The organism is Streptomyces sp. 142MFCol3.1, from assembly GCF_000424945.1.
In the GTDB taxonomy this organism is placed as follows: domain Bacteria; phylum Actinomycetota; class Actinomycetes; order Streptomycetales; family Streptomycetaceae; genus Streptomyces; species Streptomyces siamensis.
In genome coordinates this window covers 290,513-308,257 of record NZ_AUKV01000003.1, presented here as the reverse complement: position 1 = coordinate 308,257, position 17,745 = coordinate 290,513, and the positions used below count along the sequence as shown (strand labels likewise).

At 72.4% G+C, this 17,745-nt stretch carries 15 protein-coding genes; 7 read left to right on the top strand and 8 right to left on the bottom strand.

The genetic code is table 11. The annotated features are described in order from the left end of the window. Nucleotides 1–33 precede the first annotated feature (33 nt). Nucleotides 34–513: an SRPBCC family protein gene (locus H305_RS0106000; protein ID WP_028799619.1), complete on the bottom strand. Its 480-nt coding sequence runs from the start codon at nucleotides 511–513 to the stop codon at nucleotides 34–36. Between the two features lie 155 nt (nucleotides 514–668). Continuing rightward, nucleotides 669–1,499: a DeoR/GlpR family DNA-binding transcription regulator gene (locus H305_RS0105995; protein WP_028799618.1), complete on the bottom strand. Its 831-nt coding sequence runs from the start codon at nucleotides 1,497–1,499 to the stop codon at nucleotides 669–671. A 283-nt stretch (nucleotides 1,500–1,782) separates the two neighbouring features. Between H305_RS0105995 and H305_RS0105990 the strand changes: the two genes are divergently transcribed. Next, on the top strand, nucleotides 1,783–4,146 hold the full coding sequence (locus H305_RS0105990; RefSeq protein ID WP_028799617.1) for a membrane protein: 2,364 nt from the start codon (nucleotides 1,783–1,785) through the stop codon (nucleotides 4,144–4,146). On the opposite strand, the gene H305_RS0105985 is transcribed toward H305_RS0105990, so the two are convergent. The 4 genes from H305_RS0105985 to H305_RS0105970 all read right to left on the bottom strand — a co-directional run bounded on the left by H305_RS0105985 (nucleotide 4,116) and on the right by H305_RS0105970 (nucleotide 8,805). Continuing rightward, complete coding sequence (locus H305_RS0105985) at nucleotides 4,116–6,539, bottom strand: right-handed parallel beta-helix repeat-containing protein (RefSeq protein WP_028799616.1); 2,424 nt, start codon at nucleotides 6,537–6,539, stop codon at nucleotides 4,116–4,118. The genes H305_RS0105990 and H305_RS0105985 overlap by 31 nt on opposite strands. A gap of 165 nt (nucleotides 6,540–6,704) precedes the next feature. Next, nucleotides 6,705–7,310 carry a hypothetical protein gene (locus tag H305_RS0105980; protein WP_028799615.1) on the bottom strand — a complete coding sequence of 202 codons (606 nt, stop codon included), beginning with the start codon at nucleotides 7,308–7,310 and terminating at the stop codon, nucleotides 6,705–6,707. A gap of 184 nt (nucleotides 7,311–7,494) precedes the next feature. Further along, entirely contained in the window at nucleotides 7,495–8,319 is an 825-nt protein-coding gene (locus H305_RS0105975; protein WP_028799614.1) for an MOSC domain-containing protein, read from the bottom strand. A gap of 45 nt (nucleotides 8,320–8,364) precedes the next feature. Continuing rightward, nucleotides 8,365–8,805, bottom strand: a complete 441-nt coding sequence (locus tag H305_RS0105970; protein ID WP_028799613.1) for a DUF6643 family protein — start codon at nucleotides 8,803–8,805, stop codon at nucleotides 8,365–8,367. Nucleotides 8,806–9,099: 294 nt separating this feature from the next. Here H305_RS0105970 and H305_RS0105965 point away from each other — a divergent pair, with 294 nt between their 5' ends. Continuing rightward, entirely contained in the window at nucleotides 9,100–10,521 is a 1,422-nt protein-coding gene (locus tag H305_RS0105965; RefSeq protein ID WP_199791346.1) for a TerD family protein, read from the top strand. A gap of 4 nt (nucleotides 10,522–10,525) precedes the next feature. Here H305_RS0105965 and H305_RS0105960 read toward each other — a convergent pair whose 3' ends face one another. Continuing rightward, nucleotides 10,526–11,701: a glycosyltransferase gene (locus H305_RS0105960; RefSeq protein ID WP_028799611.1), complete on the bottom strand. Its 1,176-nt coding sequence runs from the start codon at nucleotides 11,699–11,701 to the stop codon at nucleotides 10,526–10,528. A 54-nt stretch (nucleotides 11,702–11,755) separates the two neighbouring features. Between H305_RS0105960 and H305_RS0105955 the strand changes: the two genes are divergently transcribed. Together H305_RS0105955 and H305_RS0105950 are read left to right on the top strand one after the other, a co-directional pair. After that, on the top strand, nucleotides 11,756–12,565 hold the full coding sequence (locus H305_RS0105955; protein WP_028799610.1) for a glutamate racemase: 810 nt from the start codon (nucleotides 11,756–11,758) through the stop codon (nucleotides 12,563–12,565). Between the two features lie 170 nt (nucleotides 12,566–12,735). Beyond that, nucleotides 12,736–13,281, top strand: a complete 546-nt coding sequence (locus tag H305_RS0105950) for a hypothetical protein (RefSeq protein ID WP_028799609.1) — start codon at nucleotides 12,736–12,738, stop codon at nucleotides 13,279–13,281. Nucleotides 13,282–13,327: 46 nt separating this feature from the next. Here the strand turns inward: H305_RS0105950 and H305_RS0105945 are convergent, their stop codons facing one another. Next, the gene (locus H305_RS0105945; RefSeq protein ID WP_028799608.1) at nucleotides 13,328–14,362 is read right to left on the bottom strand and encodes an O-antigen ligase family protein; all 1,035 of its coding nucleotides are present in this window, start codon (nucleotides 14,360–14,362) and stop codon (nucleotides 13,328–13,330) included. Nucleotides 14,363–14,600: 238 nt separating this feature from the next. Here H305_RS0105945 and lnt point away from each other — a divergent pair, with 238 nt between their 5' ends. From lnt to H305_RS0105930, 3 genes are all read left to right on the top strand, one after another. Continuing rightward, on the top strand, nucleotides 14,601–16,214 hold the full coding sequence (gene lnt / locus H305_RS0105940; RefSeq protein WP_028799607.1) for an apolipoprotein N-acyltransferase: 1,614 nt from the start codon (nucleotides 14,601–14,603) through the stop codon (nucleotides 16,212–16,214). Between the two features lie 89 nt (nucleotides 16,215–16,303). Then, nucleotides 16,304–16,777 carry an NUDIX hydrolase gene (locus H305_RS0105935; protein ID WP_028799606.1) on the top strand — a complete coding sequence of 158 codons (474 nt, stop codon included), beginning with the start codon at nucleotides 16,304–16,306 and terminating at the stop codon, nucleotides 16,775–16,777. A gap of 60 nt (nucleotides 16,778–16,837) precedes the next feature. Further along, nucleotides 16,838–17,638 (top strand): 3-hydroxybutyrate dehydrogenase, encoded by an 801-nt coding sequence (locus H305_RS0105930; protein WP_028799605.1) that lies wholly within the window; start codon nucleotides 16,838–16,840, stop codon nucleotides 17,636–17,638. The last annotated feature ends 107 nt before the right edge of the window (nucleotides 17,639–17,745 follow it).

The window sequence follows — 17,745 nt, the reverse complement described above, 5'->3', positions numbered from 1 at the left end:
GCCCGGCACCGCGTCGGGCGACGTCCGTCGAGGTCAGGCGGGCGCCGACGCCAACCGGCGGTCCAGGGCCGTCACCGCGTCGCGGAAGGCGCGGCCGAGACCCGCGCGGCCGAGCGTGAGAGCCGCTCTGAACAGAGCCGTCCCGTCCGCCGCGAAGGTCCACTGCACCCGGGTGCCCGTCGGGTCGGGGGAGAGCCGCCACTCCTCGACGAGGGCACGCAGCCCCGGCGCGTTCGTGGCGTCCACCCGGTACGAGTACACCTCCGGCGCACGGGATGTCAGGACCGACTCCGTGAAGCGCGTGCCGCCCCTGAGCCGGACCTCGCGGCCGGCGCCGTCCGCGATGGGCCGGGCGAGCGTCACCGCCGAGAACCACTCGCTCCAGCCGGGCACGTCCTGCGCGAGCGCGTGGAAGACGGCTTCGGGAGGGGCCTTCACCACCCGGGCGAACACCAGACGCAGCGGTGCGGTCTCGACGAAGTCGGGTCCCACGGGACGCAGACGGCGTGCCATGAACGAAACCCCCTAGCGGGAACGGAGTCCCGGGTGGCAGTCAGCGGGCGATGACCATTGCGCACCCGACCCACCGGCCGCACGGGCGACGGCGTCCGTCGTGCGTTCGGCGCAGCGGCGGCGGCACGGGCCACGTCACCATAGCTGTCGGGCCGTCAGATGTCTGTACCGTCTCCGGGCTCACCGGCCACCACCAGGCGCCTCAAGTGTTCCGCGATCTCCACACGCGCCGCCGCGGGCATCCCGGCATCGGTGACCAGCGTGTCGATCTGATCGAGCGCGGCGAACGAACTCAGGCCCACCGTGCCCCACTTCGTGTGGTCGGCGACCACGACGACGCGTCGTGCGGACTGCACGAGCCGCCGGTTCGTCTCGGCCTCCGCGAGGTTCGGAGTCGACAGACCCGCCTCGATCGATATGCCGTGCACGCCGAGGAACAGCACGTCGAAGTGGAGAGCCCCGATGGCCTGATCGGCCACGGGCCCGACCAGGGAGTCGGACGGTGTGCGCACACCACCGGTCAGGACGACCGTCGCGGCACCCTGCCGCTGACCCGACGTGCGCTGCGCCGTGTGGAACACGTCCGCAACCCGCACCGAGTTGGTGACCACCGTCAGGTCCGGGACGTCGAGGAGCTGATGCGCCAGCGCGTACGTCGTCGTGCCGCCCGAGAGCGCGATCGCCGAGCCCGGCGCCACCAACTCGGCGGCGGCGCGCGCGATGTCCTCCTTGGCGGTCAGTTCGAGCCCGGACTTGGCCTCGAAGCCCGGCTCGTGCGTACTCGCCTCGGCCACCGGCACGGCACCCCCGTGCACCTTCTCCACGACCCCCTGGCGGGCGAGGGCGTCGAGGTCGCGGCGGACCGTCATGTCGGAGACGCCGAGCCTGCGCGTCAGCTCGTTCACACGGACGCCACCGCGGCGCCGCACCTCGTCCAGGATCAGGGCGCGGCGCTGCTCCGCGAGGAGGTTCTGATTCTCACTCACGTCCGCTCCGGTCCTTTCGCCGCACGCTGTCCGACACTCCGTCCGAACCCACTCCCACGTGGACATTCTCCTTGTCCGAGGTCTGGAGGACGTCCCATCCTCGCACGGGTCACCGACAGTCGCTCCACTGCCCGCAAGGACATCGGGAGCGCACCCCGCGCCGCCACTGTCACACGTATCGGGGAGATTCGGTGACTACGCGTGTGCACACGCCTCGGAGTGGAGATCCTGGTGCCGGCACACGACGCATGCGACACACGCGGCACGGGGGAAGTGCGAAACAGTGGAACGTGCAAGGGAACAGGCCTCGACGGGGGAGCCGGACGTCCTCGCGCAGCGGCCCACGGCAGGCGGAGCCGCCCTGGAACTCCTGGTGCACGGGGTGGGCGGCACGACACCCGAGGTGATGCTGAACGATCCACGGACGGTCCGGGTCACCGGGGACGAGACGGCCGCCGTCTACCGCCGCGTGGACGACGCGGAGGCGGAACGGCATCCCGACGAGCACCGGGACGGGCCGGTGCGCGAGGCCTACGTGTGGTGCAACCTCACGTCCGGCAACGGGTCCCGCGCCCTGTGGCTGTTGCTGCTGCCGTTCATGGTCGTCAACCTCGCTCACTGGATGCGGCCCGCCGCACGCGGACGCACACGCACCGTCCGCCTCTACGGTCTCCTAGTACGCCTCGCCGCGCTCAGCCTGACCGTGCTCCTGGTGGCCGCCGTCTGCGAGGTCGCCCTCGACCTCACCGCCTGGCAGTGCGCGGGCACGCGCGCGTGCGCCCGCGAGCACACCTGGCTCGGGTTCCTCTCACCGGCCGTGTCCGGCGGCGGATGGTGGAGCCAGCCGGGCCGCCGGCTCGCCCTCGCCGGCCTCGTGCCCGCCGCGCTGACCGGACTGCTGTGGTATCTGTCGCACCGCACCTGGAGCGCGTACGAGTCGCACCGGCCGATGTCCCGTGCCGCGGAGCCCGCCGAGGGGACCGGCCGAACCGGACTCGGCCGTCCCGGCTTCTGGTACGGGCGCCGTCTGGTGGCCCGACTGCGCGCCGCCCACACGGCGGCGGGCTTCCTGACCGTCGCCGCCGCGGTCGGCAGCTCCGCAGCCCGCCACGACCGAAGGCCCGGCGGTCCCGCCGTCCTCGACGCGCTGGGCACGCTCCTGGAGGCGACGCTTGTGGCGGGCGCCTTCTTCGTGCTGTGGGTGGTCTGCCGACGCGGACGCAGCGAGAACCGGCTCGACAAGGAGCTGGACCACATGCTGGTGCGCCTGCTGCCCGTCGGATCGCTCGTTCTCCTCGTCCTGACCTCGGTGTACGCCGGCTGGTCCCGGCCGAGCTGGCGTTCCACGGGACGTCTGCCCGGCGACTTGACGTTCGGCGGCATCGCCTTCCTGCAGGGCCTGATCGTCATCGCCCTGTGCGGGGTGGCCCACATCCTGTACCGCACACGTCCCGACCCGCGCACCGCGATGCGCGGCATCGCCGGGCCCGCCGTCGCGATGCTCGCCTGCGCGCTGGGCGGTGTCATGTCCGGAGGGGTCTCCCAGCGTGTGGCCGACTGGCTGGACGGCACCCGGGATTCGCTCCCCGGCCCGCCCGTCCTGCTGACCTGGCAGGCCTCGGCGATCCCACCGCTGCTCCTCGTGCTCCTCGTGCTCGGCGGCCGGCTCGCCCGGCACACGTGGCGACTGCGCGAGCGTGAGATGGCCGCCGTCGCACTCGACCACGAGGGACAGCCCCTGGACATCGCCCGTACCCGCCGCATCGCAGGCGTCCGCGCGATGGCCACGCTCACCGACCTGGCCCCCGTCATGACCGGCGTCCTGTCGTCCGTGACGCTGCTGCTCGGTGCCGCCGCGCTCGTCGGGGCCTTCGCCACCGGCGACGCCCCGGGCGACGCCGCGCAAGGGGCCTACGGCTTCGTGCGGGGCGGAGCGCAGACCGCACAGGCGCTCGGTTCCTGGCTGATCGGCCTCGGCTTCATACTGTTCGTCACGTGGGGCCGCCGCGCCTACAAGGACCCCGCGGCCCGCCGCACCATCGGCATCCTCTGGGACGTCGGCACGTTCTGGCCGCGCGCCGCCCACCCCTTCGCACCGCCCTGCTACGCCGAGCGCGCCGTTCCCGACCTGACCTGGCGCATGGCCACGTGGATCCGCACCACCGGCGGACGGCTCGTACTGTCCGGGCACTCGCAGGGCAGTGTGCTGGCGGCCGCGGCGGCATGGCAGCTGAAGCCGTCGGTCCGCAAGCGGATCGCCCTGCTCACCTACGGCTCGCCGCTGGAGCGCCTGTACGGCCGCTGGTTCCCGGCCCACTTCGGCCCGGCCGCCCTGACCGCTCTGCACCACGAGGTCGCCTGCTGGCGCAATCTCTACCGTCGGACCGACCCCATCGGCGGCCCGGTCCTGCTGCCGGGCGACTGCGGCCCCCAGGTCGACCACGAACCCCTGAAAGACCCGCTCGCCTACGGACGGACCGAACAACACCCGCTGCCCGCACCGATCCTCGGCCACTCCGACTACCAGGCGGACCCGGCCTTCGACGTCGAGCGGGCGCGGCTGCTGAGCCGGCTGAGGCCCGACGTCCCCGCTCCCCGTCCGCAGGACAGCGGCCCTCAGGGCAGCTCCGGCAGGTCCTCCGGGTAGAGCAGCGTGAGGTCGTCGGTGTCCGGCTCCGCCAGCTGGGCGACCCGTCCCGCATGCCGCTCCACCATCGCCTCGAAGGTCTGCCGCGCGGTGCGGCCGTTGCCGAACGCGGGGCCCTTCGGGATCGCCGTGAAGTACTTCTGCAACGCCTCGGCCGCGCCCGGCGCGAGCCGGTACTCGTGCTCCTCGGCCTGCTGCTCCACGATCCGCAGCAGCTCGTCGGGCGCGTAGTCATTGAAGGTGATGGTGCGTGAGAAACGGGACGCCACACCGGGGTTGACCGAGAGGAACCGCTCCATCTCCTCCGTGTAGCCGGCGACGATCACCACGACCGCGTCCCGGTGGTCCTCCATGAGTTTCACCAGGGTGTCGATGGCCTCGCGCCCGAAGTCCCGCCCCGAGTCCTCCGGCGACAGCGCGTACGCCTCGTCGATGAACAGGACGCCGCCGCGTGCCCGGTCGAACGCCTCCTGGGTGCGGATCGCGGTGGAGCCGATGTGTTCGCCGACCAGGTCCACCCGGGACACCTCGACGAGGTGGCCCTGTTCCAGGACGCCCAGCGAGGCGAGGATCTCGCCGTACAGCCGGGCCACCGTCGTCTTGCCCGTACCGGGGGAGCCGGTGAAGACCAGATGGCGGCGGGCCGACGCGGCCTTGAGGCCCGCCTCCTGCCGGCGCCGGCCCACCTCGATCATGTCGGTGAGCGCTCGCACCTCCCGCTTGACGCTCTCCAGGCCCACCAGCGCGTCGAGTTCACCGAGGACCGCCTTGGACGTGCGTGCGGGCTGCGCCGGTGCCTCCGCGGTGACGAGGGGCTCGTGCTCCGTGCTCCGCTGGCCCGGGATGGCACCCAGCAGACCCGACGACGGACTCGACGTCTGGACGGCCGTCTCGGGCACCGGCGGACGCAGCCCGGCGCTCTCGTCACTCGTGCAGTCCTCGACGACCGGGCCACCTGCTGCGCCGCCGTCCGCGAACTCGTAACCCCCGCGCGCGCACCGCTCGGTGCGGCACTTCCTGAGCGTCGAGCGGCAGCCGTCGATCACGTGGAAGCCGTAGCCCCCGCTGTCGGTGACCCGGCAGTTGAGGAAACTGCCCCGGCCGTCGGCCGACACGTAGAAACCCGCCTCGGCGGTCGAGGTGACCGTGCAGCGCTCGATGGTGGGATCGGCGCCCTTGGTGACGATCACACCGGTCTGTGTGCCGTCGACGGTGCAGCCGGACAGGGTGCCGCCGCTGCCGTGGTCACGGAACCACGCACCCGTCGCGGCGTCCCGGATCCGGCAGTCGTCGAGTTGGGCGGTCGCGCCGTCGCTCACCGAGACCGCCGTGTTGCGTACTTGGGAGATGTCGCTGTCGACGACGTCCGCACGGGAGCCGCGGTCGAGGACGAACAGGGCGTCGGGCACGTCGTGCACACGGCAGGAGTCGAGGACCGCGGTCGCGCCGTCGCTGACCCACACCGCCGGGTAGTCGCCGGTGCTGTCGAAGATCTCGCACTGGTTGGCGTCGACGCGGGTGCCGGGGTCCCACACCGACAGGCCGTTGCGCCCGAACTGCCGCACGGTGGTGCGCGTCAGGGTGAGCACGGAACGCGAGCGCAGATCCACAGCGTTCTCAGGGATGTCGTGGATGCGGCAGTCGGCGAGCGTGAGGACCGCGTCCGTGTCGAGCGTGACGCCGTCCGCCGTCGTGCGGTGCACGTCGCAGTCGGTGAGATGGGCCGTGGCCCGCCCCGTGATCTGCACCCCGGAGCCCTTCACCTCGTACACCTCGCAGCCCACAGCTTCGAGCGAGGAGCCCTCGCCGGTGGCGGACAGACCGGCACCGGAAGCGTGGTGCACCCGGCAGCGGTCCAGGCGCGGACGGGCGCCGCCGCGGACCGCGACGCCCGACTGGCCGGCCGCGACGACCTCGCACTCCTCGAACACCCCACCGCCGCCGTCCAGTACGGCGATGCCGATGCCGGCGGGGTTGTCGACCGTGCAACGGCGCGCGGTGGGCCGGGCACCGGACCGCACCTCGATCCCCGCCGCGGACCGTGTGACGATCCGGACGTCCAGCAGCTCGGGGGTGCCCTCCTCGACGAGCAGCGCGGGTGCGGCCGAGTCCTGGCCCTCCACGTGCAGGTCCTGGACCACGGCGGAGGCGCGCACGGTCAGCGGCACCCCGTCCACCGGGGCGATGCGCACGGAGCCGGGGGAGCCCTCGGGGCCGCGCAGTGTCACCGCGCGCTGCACCACCAGGTTCTCCCGGTAGGTGCCGGGAGCGACGGTGAGGACGTCTCCGTCGGCCGCGGCCTCCAGGGCGGCGGCCAGCGATGCGTACTCACCCGTGCGGCGCCGCCACCGCGAGGTGCCGGTGTGCGTCACCTGGACCGTGCCCTGTGCCATGGCGCTGTTGTGCCCCCACCTCGTCGTACGCGGGTCCTGCGAGGCCCTGCTGACAGCCCGTCGCCCAGGTTCCTGCCGGACAGCCTCTCACGACGGTGCCGAACCGCTCGGCCGGTCCACCGTAGCGTGCGCGGGGGCACCGGGATGACCGTAGCGGGAAGGCCGTCAGCTGCCGGTGCCGGCCTTGCCCCAGTCGGGACCCGCCTTGTCCCATGCCTGGTCCCAACGGGCGTACCGTCTGCGGACCATGCGCCAGACGATCACGCGCCTGGCCCCGTCGACAACTCCCGCGCACAGCAGTCCCGCTCCGAATCCGGCCAGCACGGCGTGTGTCGTCGCGGTGGCGCTGTCCAGCGGGCGGCCGACCACGTTGCCGTGGGTGTCGGTCCAGAGCTTGAAGTGGTCCCCGCGACGGGGGGACTTGAGGTCGGATATCACCGCGCCGTGCCGGGCCGTGCCGTCCGGTGCCGTCCAGTCGGCGAGGACGCGGCTGTGGGCGTCCCGCGAGGACGACGTCTCCGGATCGGGTTCCAGCGGACTGCGGGACAGCTCCGTGACGACGGTGGCCGCCACCACGTGGTGCGTCCTGTGCTGGTCCCGAACGGACTGCTGGAGGGCGTCCTGGGCCAAGGCGCCGACCGCGGCCCCGACGAGGGGTGCCACGGCGAGGACCAGCAGCACGGCCGCCAGGCTCAGCCAGGCCTCCACGAGATCGGTCGTGCGGCGCAGCGGATTGTGCCGCCAGCGCCAGAGTCCGCTGATTGCTCGCACCGTCCCGCACCCCCCTTCCGCGTCCGTGATAGCCCGCAGCCGGTCCGTCCACGCGGCAGCCCGGGGAAGAGAGAGCGAAATCACCCTTCCCGTGGCCCTCTCATGGACTTCTCATACTCTCAACGCTCGTGCCCCGGGCAGGGGTTCCCCTCGGCGCCCATACTCACGGAACTCGGCCGCGAGGCTATTCGAGGACGGTGACCGGATCCCCGACGCGCAGCGTGCCGCGGGACTCGGGCACCAGGTTCTGACCGAAGATCAGCTGGTTCCCCACGCGGCGGTGGCGCCCGAGCGTCCGCAGGGGCTCCTTGCCGCGCTCCGCGGAGCTTTGGTCCGTCGTGGTGACGACGCATCTGCCGCACATCTTGGCCACCCGGAAGCTGACCTCGCCGATGGCGATCCTCGACCAGTCGTCCTCGGCCCAGGGGTCGGTTCCGGACACGACCACGTTCGGCCGGAAGCGGTTCATGGGGAGGGGGCCCTCGTGGGCGTGGTCGCCCTGCGCGATCAGTGAGTTGAGGGCGTCCAGCGAGGCGAGCGTGGTGACGAGCAGCGGATAGCCGTCGGCGAAGCTGACGGTCTCACCCGGGCGCGCGAAGTCCGGGTCGACGGGGCGGCAGGTGGCCGGGTCGTCCATGTGGACGAGACGCACGTCGGTGCCCAGATAGGCACTGCACCACGCGTGCGCGGCGTCGTCGGCGAGGACGCCCTCCACCTTGTCCCCGAAGATGTCGAGCACGGTCGCGCCGGCCGGCGCGGGCACGGTGACGTCGATCGGCTCGCGGCCGGGCCCGGACAGCCGCAGGCCGCCGCCGGGCATCAGCTCGGCGGCGGCCAGTGCGAGACGTGGCTGCTGGCGTTGCGTGACGACCTTTCCCCCGTCGTCGATCAGTGCCCAGCGGCGGTCTCCGGCCAGCCCCCAGGGCTCCACGACGGCATCCCGGGGCGACTCGCCCCGGAACGCCTTGACCGGATGGACATGGATCGAGTGCAGTTGCGCGTTCCCCATGACCGCCATGGTGCCAGCCGGCACCGGTGATCCGTCGCGGACGCCTCAGTAGCCGCGGTACTGCTGCCCGTTGTACGGATCCTGATAGGGAGCCGGTGCGGGGCGCGGGGCCGCGGGGCGCATCGCCTCGTAGCCCGTGCCGGTCGCCATCGGGCGCTGCTGCTGCGGCTGGGGGCCGGGGTAGCCACGCGGGCCGGCCGCCTGCTGCGGGATGTAGGGAGCGGGGGCCTGTTGCAGCGGAGCGGGCTGCTGGGCCTGCGGGTACCCGTAGGCGGGTGCCTGCTGGGACGGACCTGCGGGCAGTGCGGGGAGTGCCGACGGCAGGGCAGGGAGATGGCTGCCCGTCTCGTAGGCGGAGGGGACCCGGATCGGTGCGATCTGGGGAGTGCCCCGCTCGGCGACGAGAGAGTCGTAGATCGGGGTGTCCGGGAAGAAGGACGGCGCGGAGTAGTAACCGCCGCCGTATGTGGAGCGGGGGGAGGTCATGGCACATAAGTTAAGCCCACGATGTGCTGGTTGGGGAGACCGATAAGAGGGTTGTTTTCCGTGTCGGCAGTGACGCGGGATCCCCAATCCGAGCGAACTCGGCAAAAAAGGACGTCGAACGGCGCTCGGATCGTGTAAAGACCGAGTTCGAGGTGGGTTACCGGCGGTTGACCACGGATCTTCCTGTACGGGTCATGGGAGTTCTCCGGGGTGGGGGATTAGGTTGTGCGGGAAACGGAGCCGGCGGACCGGCCGCGCGGCGGCCCGGTGCGGAGACACGTGATGGGGGCGTACATGTCAATGTCAAAGGGAGCGAATGTTCCCGTGCCGACGACCGCGCTGCGCGTCGAATTGGGATGGCGTTCAGGACCCGGTGTGCCGGACGCGGATGCCTCGGCGCTGCTGCTGGTCTCGGGCAAGGTCCGTTCGGACGGCGACTTCGTCTTCTACAACCAGCCCGGGCACGCGTCCGGCGCCGTGCGGCACGAAGGCAAGCGGGACGCGGGCGGGCAGGTCACGGACGCGCTGCTCGTCGACTTGACGCGGGTGGAGCCCGCCATCGAGACCGTGGTGCTCGCCGCCTCCACCGACGGAGGCACCTTCGGGCAGGTGCCCGGACTCGGCGTCCGCGTGCTCGACGCACAGCGCGGCACGGAGATCGCGCGGTTCGACAGCACCGACGCCACCGTCGAGACAGCCTTCGTCCTCGGCGAGTTCTACCGGCGCCAGGGCGCCTGGAAGTTCCGCGCCGTGGGACAGGGTTACGGCAGCGGGCTCGAAGGACTGGCCACCGACTACGGGATCACGGTGGACGAACCCCAGCACGCCGCGCCCCCGGCCCCCGCCGCACCGCCGGTGGCCCCGCCCGTGACCATGCCGCCGCCGGTACCGCCCGTCGCCCCCTCGCCCTACGCGACCACTCCGCCGCCCGCGCCGTACGGCAGCACCCCGCCGCCCGCGCCGTACGGCAGCACCCCGCCGCCCGCGCCGTACGGCAGCACTCCGCCGCCGGCCCCCTACGGCAGCCCGCCGCCTCCTGCCCCGTACGGGAGCACGCCCCCGCCTCCCACGGTGCCGGTCAGCCTCTCCAAGGTGACGCTGACCAAGGAGGCCCCCTCGGTCTCGCTGACCAAGCAGGGCGGCACCTCCGGCGCGATGCGCGTCAACCTCAACTGGCAGGTGCGCAAGCAGTTCTCGGGATGGGGCAGCAAGCGGGGCCGTGCCGTCGCGATGCACTCGGACCTCGACCTCGACCTGTGCGCTCTGTACGAGCTGTCCGACGGACGCAAGGGCGTCGTGCAGGCCCTGGGCAACGCCTTCGGGGCGCTGCACCAGCCGCCGTACATCCATCTCGACGGGGACGACCGCACCGGGGCCGTGGCCAGTGGGGAGAACCTCACGATCAACCTCGACCACAAGCAGAGCTTCCGCCGCATCCTCATCTTCGTCACCATCTATGAAGGGGCGCGCTCCTTCGCCGACCTGCACGCCACGGTGACGCTCCAGCCGTTCAGCGGCGCTCCGGTCGAGTTCTCCCTCGACGAGTGCACCGTGCCCTCGACCGTGTGCGCCCTCGCCCTCATCACCAACACAGGCAACGACCTCATCGTCCAGCGCGAAGCCCGCTACCTGGTCCCGGAGCGCGGAGTGAGCCCCCAGCGCACCGTCGACTACACCTACGGGTGGGGCATGAACTGGACTCCCGGCAGGAAGTAGGCACTCAGCTCTCCTCGAGCGCGGTGTCGGGGCCGGCGTAGGTGCGGCCCTTCCAGGCGGCACCGCGCCCCCTGTAGTGCTGCACCGCCGAATCGATCGTCATGAGGAGGTACAGGAAGGCGGTGACCGGCAGCAGCGGGGCCTGCCACGCGGGCTGCCGGTAGTAACGGAGCATCGGCACGTACGTCGCGCTCATCACGATCCAGGCGAGCCCGCCGGCCACCGCCGCCCACACGCTCCCGGCGGCGAGACCGGCCACGAAGGCGACCGGCGGCATCAGGTACACGACGGCGAGGCCCAGGACCGTCCCTGCCAGCAGCAGCGGGTTGTGCCGCAGTTGCGCGTAGGCGCTGCGCGAGACCATGCGCCACAGGTCGTGCAGTCGCGGGTAGGGGCGCACACTGTCCACGCGCTCGGCGAGCCCCAGCCAGATGTGACCCCCGCTCCGCTTGACCGCCTGCGCGAGCGCGACGTCGTCGATCACGGCGTGCCGGATGGCGTCCGGGACCTGTGCTCGCTCGGCGGCGTCGGCGCGCAGCAGGACGCAGCCGCCCGCCGCGGCCGCCGTGCGCGCCCTCCACACGGAGATCCAGCGGAAGGGGTAGAGCTGGGCGAAGAAGTAGACGAACGCGGGCACGACGAGCCGCTCCCAGGTGCTCTCCACGCGCAGGCGCGCCATCTGTGAGACGAGGTCGTACCCCCCGGTGCGGGCCGCCGCCACCAGCTCCCGCAGGCTGTCGGGAGCGTGCGCGATGTCCGCGTCCGTCAGCAGCAGGTACTCGGGCTCACGCGCGCGTGCCAGGGCGATCCCGTGTCGTACGGCCCAGAGCTTGCCCGTCCAGCCCGCGGGCGGCTCACCGGGAGAGCCCACGGTGAGCGGCAGCCCGCCGTGGCGCTCCGCCAGCTCCCGGGCCAGCTTCCCGGTGCCGTCTGAACTGCCGTCGTCGACGAGGAAGACCTCGGTGCGCCCCGGATAGTCCTGGGCGAGGAGGGACGGCAGGCTCTTAGGCAGGACGGCGGCCTCGTCGCGGGCGGGCACGACGACACAGACGCTCGGCCATTCGTCCGGGTCCCGGCGTGACGGCAGTCGTACATCCGTACGCCAGAAATAGCCCTGGCCGAGCAGCAGCCAGAGCCACGCGATCAGCGATATCACAGCGACAAACACCACGGCGCTCACTCACCGCAGTCTGCCCCACGACGGGTGACGAGGCGGATCGTCTATGGTGACCGGGTGAAGATCGCGCTGATGGACTCCGGAATCGGACTGCTCGCCGCTGCCGCCGTGGTGCGTCGACTGCGGCCCGACGCCGATCTCGTGCTCTCCTCGGACCCCGGCTCCATGCCCTGGGGGCCCCGCACGCCGGAGGACGTCACCGCGCGCGCCCTCGCCGTCGCCGAGGCTGCCGCGCGACACCGTCCCGACGCCCTCATCGTGGCCTGCAACACGGCCTCCGTACGCGCCCTGCCCGCGCTGCGGGCCCGCCTGGAGCCGGAGGTGCCCGTCATCGGCACCGTGCCCGCGATCAAGCCGGCCGCCGCCGGCGGCGGCCCCATCGCGATCTGGGCCACGCCCGCCACGACCGGAAGCCCCTACCAGCGCGGACTCATCGCCGAGTTCGCGGACGGGGTGAGCGTCACCGAGGTGGCCTGCCCGGGCCTCGCCGACGCGGTGGAGCACGCGGACCAGGACGCCATCGACGCCGCGATCGCGGCGGCCGCCGCGCACACTCCCGAGGACGTAAGGGCCGTCGTCCTGGGCTGCACCCATTACGAACTGGTCGCCGAACGCATCCGCGCCGCCGTGCAGCGGCCCGGACGCCCGCCGCTCGTCCTGCACGGTTCGGCCGGTGCGGTCGCGGCGCAGGCACTGCGCAGGATCGGTGAGGCGCCGAGGCCGGAGGCACCCGCCGACTCCGTCGTGACAGTGCTCCTCGGCGGCGAAGAAGGGCCGCTGCCCGCGACCGCGCTCAGCTACGAGGAAGGCCGCGTGCTCTCTGCCGCCGTTCCCGCGCTGACCGAAGGTCACCGTTCGACACGCTGAGCAGCGCCAGCCTTGCGAACACTTCCTGTCACGGACCGGGCGCGCTCCGTGTGACGTCCGGGCACTGTCGGTCACGGTGTGAATCCCTTCCGTACGCGGCACGCCCGCCGGGGCCGGTGACGCTCCGCAAGCCCGTGCCCGCGCAGCGGAAGCTGAGTACTCTCGTAGACATGAGGGACCACCCCCACGGCGAAGGCACCCCGCATCCGGAGATCTGGACCGGGCGTGCGACGAACCGCGTCCAGTGGCTGCCCGCCCTCGGCGGAGCCGCCTGTCTGGCGCTCGGTATCGAGCTGGCCGTCGACTCCGCGTGGACGTCGGGATCGGCCCCGCTCATCATGTCCGTCGTCGGCTGCATCGCCGCCGGACTTCTGATCATCTTCGGCACGCTCGCCTTCCTGCACGTCGCCGTGAAGGTGGACAAGGACTGCCTCGAAGTGCGCTGCGGTCACATCGGACTGCCGCGCCGTCGCATCCCGCTCTCCAGCGTCGTCGGCGCGGAATTCGCGCCCAAGGTCACCCCACGGCAGTGGGGCGGCTTCGGCTACCGCTGGCGGCCCGAGAAGGGCACCGCGGTGGTCGTCCGGCGCGGCGAGGGCGTGGTGCTGCGCCTCGGCGACGGACACACCTTCACGATCACGGTGGACAACGCCGAAGCCGCGGTACGCATCATCCGGGATCGCCTGCGGCCCAGCACGCCCGGCACGGCGCACTGAGGCTCGCGCCGGTCGGAGCTTCCTCACCGGTCCGGCGGTCGCCGGATCAGCGGATGGTGTCAGGGAGGCCGTCCGGCCCCTCGGCGGCCAGCGGCCGCGCCGTGGCCAGGCCCGCCAGCAGACCCGCACCCGCCGTCACCGTGGTGAAGCTCAGCGCGTTGCCGATCGAGGCGATGGCCGCCAGCGCGGTCAGTGCCGCGCCGGCCGTCAGCGCGACCGGAGTGGGGCGCGGGGTGCGCCACAGCGCGTACAGCAGCCAGCAGAACGTCGCCGCGAGCAGCGCCACGCCGATCACGCCCTGCTCGGCCGCCTGCTGCAGGGGAGCGGAGTGGGGCTTGCCGTCGGGGAGCAGCGACTGCGTGACCGTCGGGCTGAGCTCTCCGTAACGTCCGGGTCCCACACCCAGGACCAAGTCCTGGTGGGCCAGCCGGAGCGCGTCGTGCCAGAGCAGGACCCGGTGCGGGGTCAGCTGTCCCTCCAGGGAGGCCGTCGGACCGTCGGGCAGGGCGTCCTCGGCGATCGCCCAGGTCAGGCCCGTCACCAGCGTCGCCGCGCCGGCCAGACCCGCGAGTCCCAGAGCCCGGTGGTGCATCCGGGCGGCGGCGAGCGAGCAGAGCAGGACACCGGCACTGGTGGCGAAACCGGTGGTCGACCCCAGTACCGCCGCGGCCACGGTGATCCCGGCGGCGAGCAGACGCAGGGCGAGGCGAGGGCCCGGAGTCTGCGCCGCCCAGGCCGCGCAGCAGGCCGCGCCCGTGGCGAGTGTCAGCAGTGCCGCCGTGGCGCCCGAATGACCGAGCTGGAGGGTGATCTGCGGACCGGGGGTGGCTATCGCGAGCCCGAGTCCGGCGAGCGCGCCCGCGCAGGGGGCGGCGACCGGAAGGAGCACCCCGAAGATCCGCCCCGCCGCGTAACCGGCCGCCACGGCGAGCACTGCCAGCAGGACGCCCTCGGGCCGGCCGCCGTGCGCGGTCGCCGTGACCAGGGACCAGACGGCGCAGGCCGCGAGCACGACCACGCCCAGGCCGTCCGAAGCACTGCGTCTTTCGCCCGCGGCGGCGGGATCGGCCGCGGACGCCATCCCGGTGGACCCCACTCCGTCGACCCCCCGACTCTGCCGGCCCCGGCCGTCGTGACCACATCCGGCCGCACGTCAGAGGCTCGGGCACACCGTAACGGGTGATGCGCCGGTTTGTGGACATGTTGCGCAGAAACGTTGCAGCACGCGTATGGGGAGGGCCCCGGCGGCCGGCCGGACTCCCGCAGGGCGGACGAGACCGTGCTGTCGGCGCCCTGGTCACGCGCCGTACACTCCCCGGGTGACCGCCACCGCAACCACCGTAGACGAGCCGGACCAGCTCGAACCCCAGGCCGCGCCCGCCTCGCGCGGGGCCGCATGGGTGCGACGCCTCGTCCCGGCCGCCGTAGCGGCGCTCTCCGGAGTGCTGCTGTACGTCAGCTTCCCGCCCCGCACGCTGTGGTGGCTCGCGCTTCCGGCCTTCGCGCTCTTCGCCTGGATCCTGCGCGGTCGCACCTGGAAGGCGGGGCTGGGTCTCGGCTACCTGTTCGGCCTCGGATTCCTGCTGCCGCTGCTCGTCTGGACCGGCGTCGAGGTCGGTCCCGGTCCGTGGCTGGCGCTCGTCGCCGTGGAAGCCCTGTACGTCGCACTGGTCGGCGCGGGCATCACGCTCGTGTCCAGGCTGCCCGCCTGGCCGCTGTGGGCCGCCGCGGTGTGGATCGCGGGAGAGGCGGCACGCGCGCGTGCTCCCTTCGGTGGCTTCCCCTGGGGCAAGATCGCCTTCGGCCAGGCCGACGGAGTCTTCCTGCCGCTCGCCGCGGTGGGCGGTACTCCGGTGCTGAGCTTCGCGGTCGTCCTCTGCGGATTCGGGCTGTACGAGATCGTGCGCCTGGCCGTCGAGGGCCGGCGCACCGGAGCGGTCCACAAGGGTGCCGCGGCGGTGGCGCTGCTCGGCGTGGCCGTGCCCGTCGCCGGTGCGCTCGCCGCTCGAGCGCTCGTCAGCGACAAAGCGGAGAAGGGCACGACGACCGTCGCGGTCATCCAGGGCAACGTGCCGCGCGCGGGACTGGACTTCAACTCCCAGCGGCGTGCCGTCCTCGACCACCACGCGCGCGAGACGGAACGACTCGCCGCCGAGGTCAGGGCCGGCAAGGTCGCCAAGCCGGACATCGTGCTGTGGCCGGAGAACTCCTCCGACATCGACCCGTTCACCAACGCCGACGCACGTGCCGTGATCGACGGTGCCGCCCGGGCGATCGGTGCCCCCATCTCGGTGGGCGGCGTCGTCGAACGGGACGGCAAGCTCTACAACGAGCAGATCCTGTGGGACCCCGAGAAGGGCGCCGTCGACACGTACGACAAGCGGCAGGTGCAGCCCTTCGGCGAGTACCTCCCGCTGCGCTCGCTCCTCGGCGCCATCAACAAGGACTGGACGACCATGGTGCGCCAGGACTTCAGCCGCGGCACCGAGCCGGGCGTGTTCACCATGGACGGCGCGAAGGTCGGCCTCGCGACCTGCTACGAGGCGGCCTTCGACTGGGCCGTGCGCGACACCGTCACGGACGGCGCGCAGATGATCTCGGTCCCCAGCAACAACGCGACCTTCGACCGCAGCGAGATGACCTATCAGCAGCTCGCCATGTCCCGCATCCGCGCCGTCGAGCACAGCCGCACGGTCACGGTGCCGGTGACGAGCGGCGTCAGCGCCGTGATCATGCCGGACGGCAGGATCACCCGGAGAACCGGGATGTTCGTGGCCGACTCGCTCGTCCAGAAGGTGCCCCTGCGGACCTCCGAGACCCCGGCGACGAAGCTCGGCATCCTTCCCGAGATGCTCCTGGTCGTGCTCGCCGCGGTCGGGCTCGGCTGGGGTGCGACCACGGCGGTCCGCGGGCGGCGCGGCTCCGACGCCTAGGACCGGTCTGACCATTCGCGGCGTCGCCGGGCAGGCGGAATCCGACAGGGCCTGGCGGGAGCGGCCGAGCGGGCCGTTAGTGTCGGGGCATGGCTATTCCCGACTTCATCCGCACGATCCGGGCCTCCGCGGGTCACCAGTTGCTCTGGCTCCCCGGCGTCAGCGCCGTGGTCTTCGACGACGACGGCCGAGTGCTGCTCGGACAGCGTTCGGACAACCACGAGTGGGCGCTGATCTCCGGCATCCCGGACCCGGGGGAGCAGCCGGCGGCCTGCGCCGTGCGCGAGGTCTACGAGGAGACCGCCGTACGCTGCGTGGTCGAGCGCGTCGTCCTGGTCGGGGCCGGGAAGCAGATCACCTTCGACAACGGCGACATCTGCCAGTTCATGGACACCACGTTCCGGTGCCGTGCGGTCGGCGGCGAGGCCCGGGTCAACGACGACGAGTCGCTGGAGGTCGGCTGGTTCGACGTGGACGCCCTGCCGCAACTGCGGGACACCGCGGTCTTCCGGATCAAGCAGGCCCTGTCCGACGGACCCACATGGTTCGACCCTACGACCTGACGCCGAACTGTGTGTGATGACCACATCGGTCGGCGCGTGGGCGCTGCTTAGGGTCAAGTCATGACCGCGCCCAGCGCCCACCAGGGCCCCCACGCCCCCGCACTCGATCTCGGCGGCCGCACCGCGCTCGTCACCGGCGCCGCGGGCGGCATCGGCCGCGCCTGCGCGCTGCGGCTGGCCGCCGCCGGAGCCAAGGTCAGAGCCGTGGACCGGGACTCCGCGGGCCTGGACGCGCTCGCCGAGCACGCGCACGGCCTCGCCGGAACCGTCGAGCCGCACGTCCTCGACCTCACCGACCTCGACGCGGCGGAACAGGCCGCGGCGGGCACCGACGTCCTGGTCAACAACGCCGGACTGCAACTGGTGCGCCCGATCGAGGAGTTTCCGCCCGACGTCTTCCACACCGTGCTCACCGTGATGCTGGAGGCGCCGTTCCGGCTCATCCGCGGCGCACTGCCCCACATGTACGGGCAGGGCTGGGGCCGTGTCGTCAACGTCTCCTCGGTCCACGGGCTGCGCGCCTCGGCGTTCAAGTCGGCCTATGTGGCCGCGAAGCACGGTCTCGAAGGGCTCTCCAAGACCACCGCGCTGGAAGGCGCGCCCCACGGAGTCACCTCGAACTGCGTGAACCCCGCGTACGTGCGGACCCCCCTGGTGGAGAAGCAGCTCGCCGATCAGGCGCGGGCGCACGGGATCCCGCGCGAGCAGGTCCTCAGCGAGGTGCTGCTCCAGGACAGCGCGGTCAAGCGGCTGATCGAGCCGGAGGAGGTCGCCGAGGCGGTGGCCTATCTGTGCAGCCCGCAGGCGGCCTTCATCACCGGCACGTCCCTGGTGCTGGACGGTGGCTGGACCGCCCACTGAACCGTGATTCCCCCTCCTCCACGCCGGCCGCACCGCCACTCGTGCCGCCTGGCCTCGGCCGGAGCGCCGCCCGCACCGGTGTCCGCGCTGTCGGCCCCCTGCCGTAG

Bases quoted from the DNA above. Each gene is read 5' to 3' on its own strand.
- H305_RS0106000 (WP_028799619.1), bottom strand. From the start codon at position 513: ATGGCACGCCGTCTGCGTCCCGTGGGACCCGACTTCGTCGAGACCGCA.
- H305_RS0105985 (WP_028799616.1), bottom strand. From the start codon at position 6,539: ATGGCACAGGGCACGGTCCAGGTGACGCACACCGGCACCTCGCGGTGG.
- H305_RS0105975 (WP_028799614.1), bottom strand. From the start codon at position 8,319: ATGGGGAACGCGCAACTGCACTCGATCCATGTCCATCCGGTCAAGGCG.
- H305_RS0105970 (WP_028799613.1), bottom strand. From the start codon at position 8,805: ATGACCTCCCCCCGCTCCACATACGGCGGCGGTTACTACTCCGCGCCG.
- H305_RS0105965 (WP_199791346.1), top strand. From the start codon at position 9,100: ATGTCAATGTCAAAGGGAGCGAATGTTCCCGTGCCGACGACCGCGCTG.
- H305_RS0105950 (WP_028799609.1), top strand. From the start codon at position 12,736: ATGAGGGACCACCCCCACGGCGAAGGCACCCCGCATCCGGAGATCTGG.
- H305_RS0105945 (WP_028799608.1), bottom strand. From the start codon at position 14,362: ATGGCGTCCGCGGCCGATCCCGCCGCCGCGGGCGAAAGACGCAGTGCT.
- H305_RS0105935 (WP_028799606.1), top strand. From the start codon at position 16,304: ATGGCTATTCCCGACTTCATCCGCACGATCCGGGCCTCCGCGGGTCAC.
- H305_RS0105930 (WP_028799605.1), top strand. From the start codon at position 16,838: ATGACCGCGCCCAGCGCCCACCAGGGCCCCCACGCCCCCGCACTCGAT.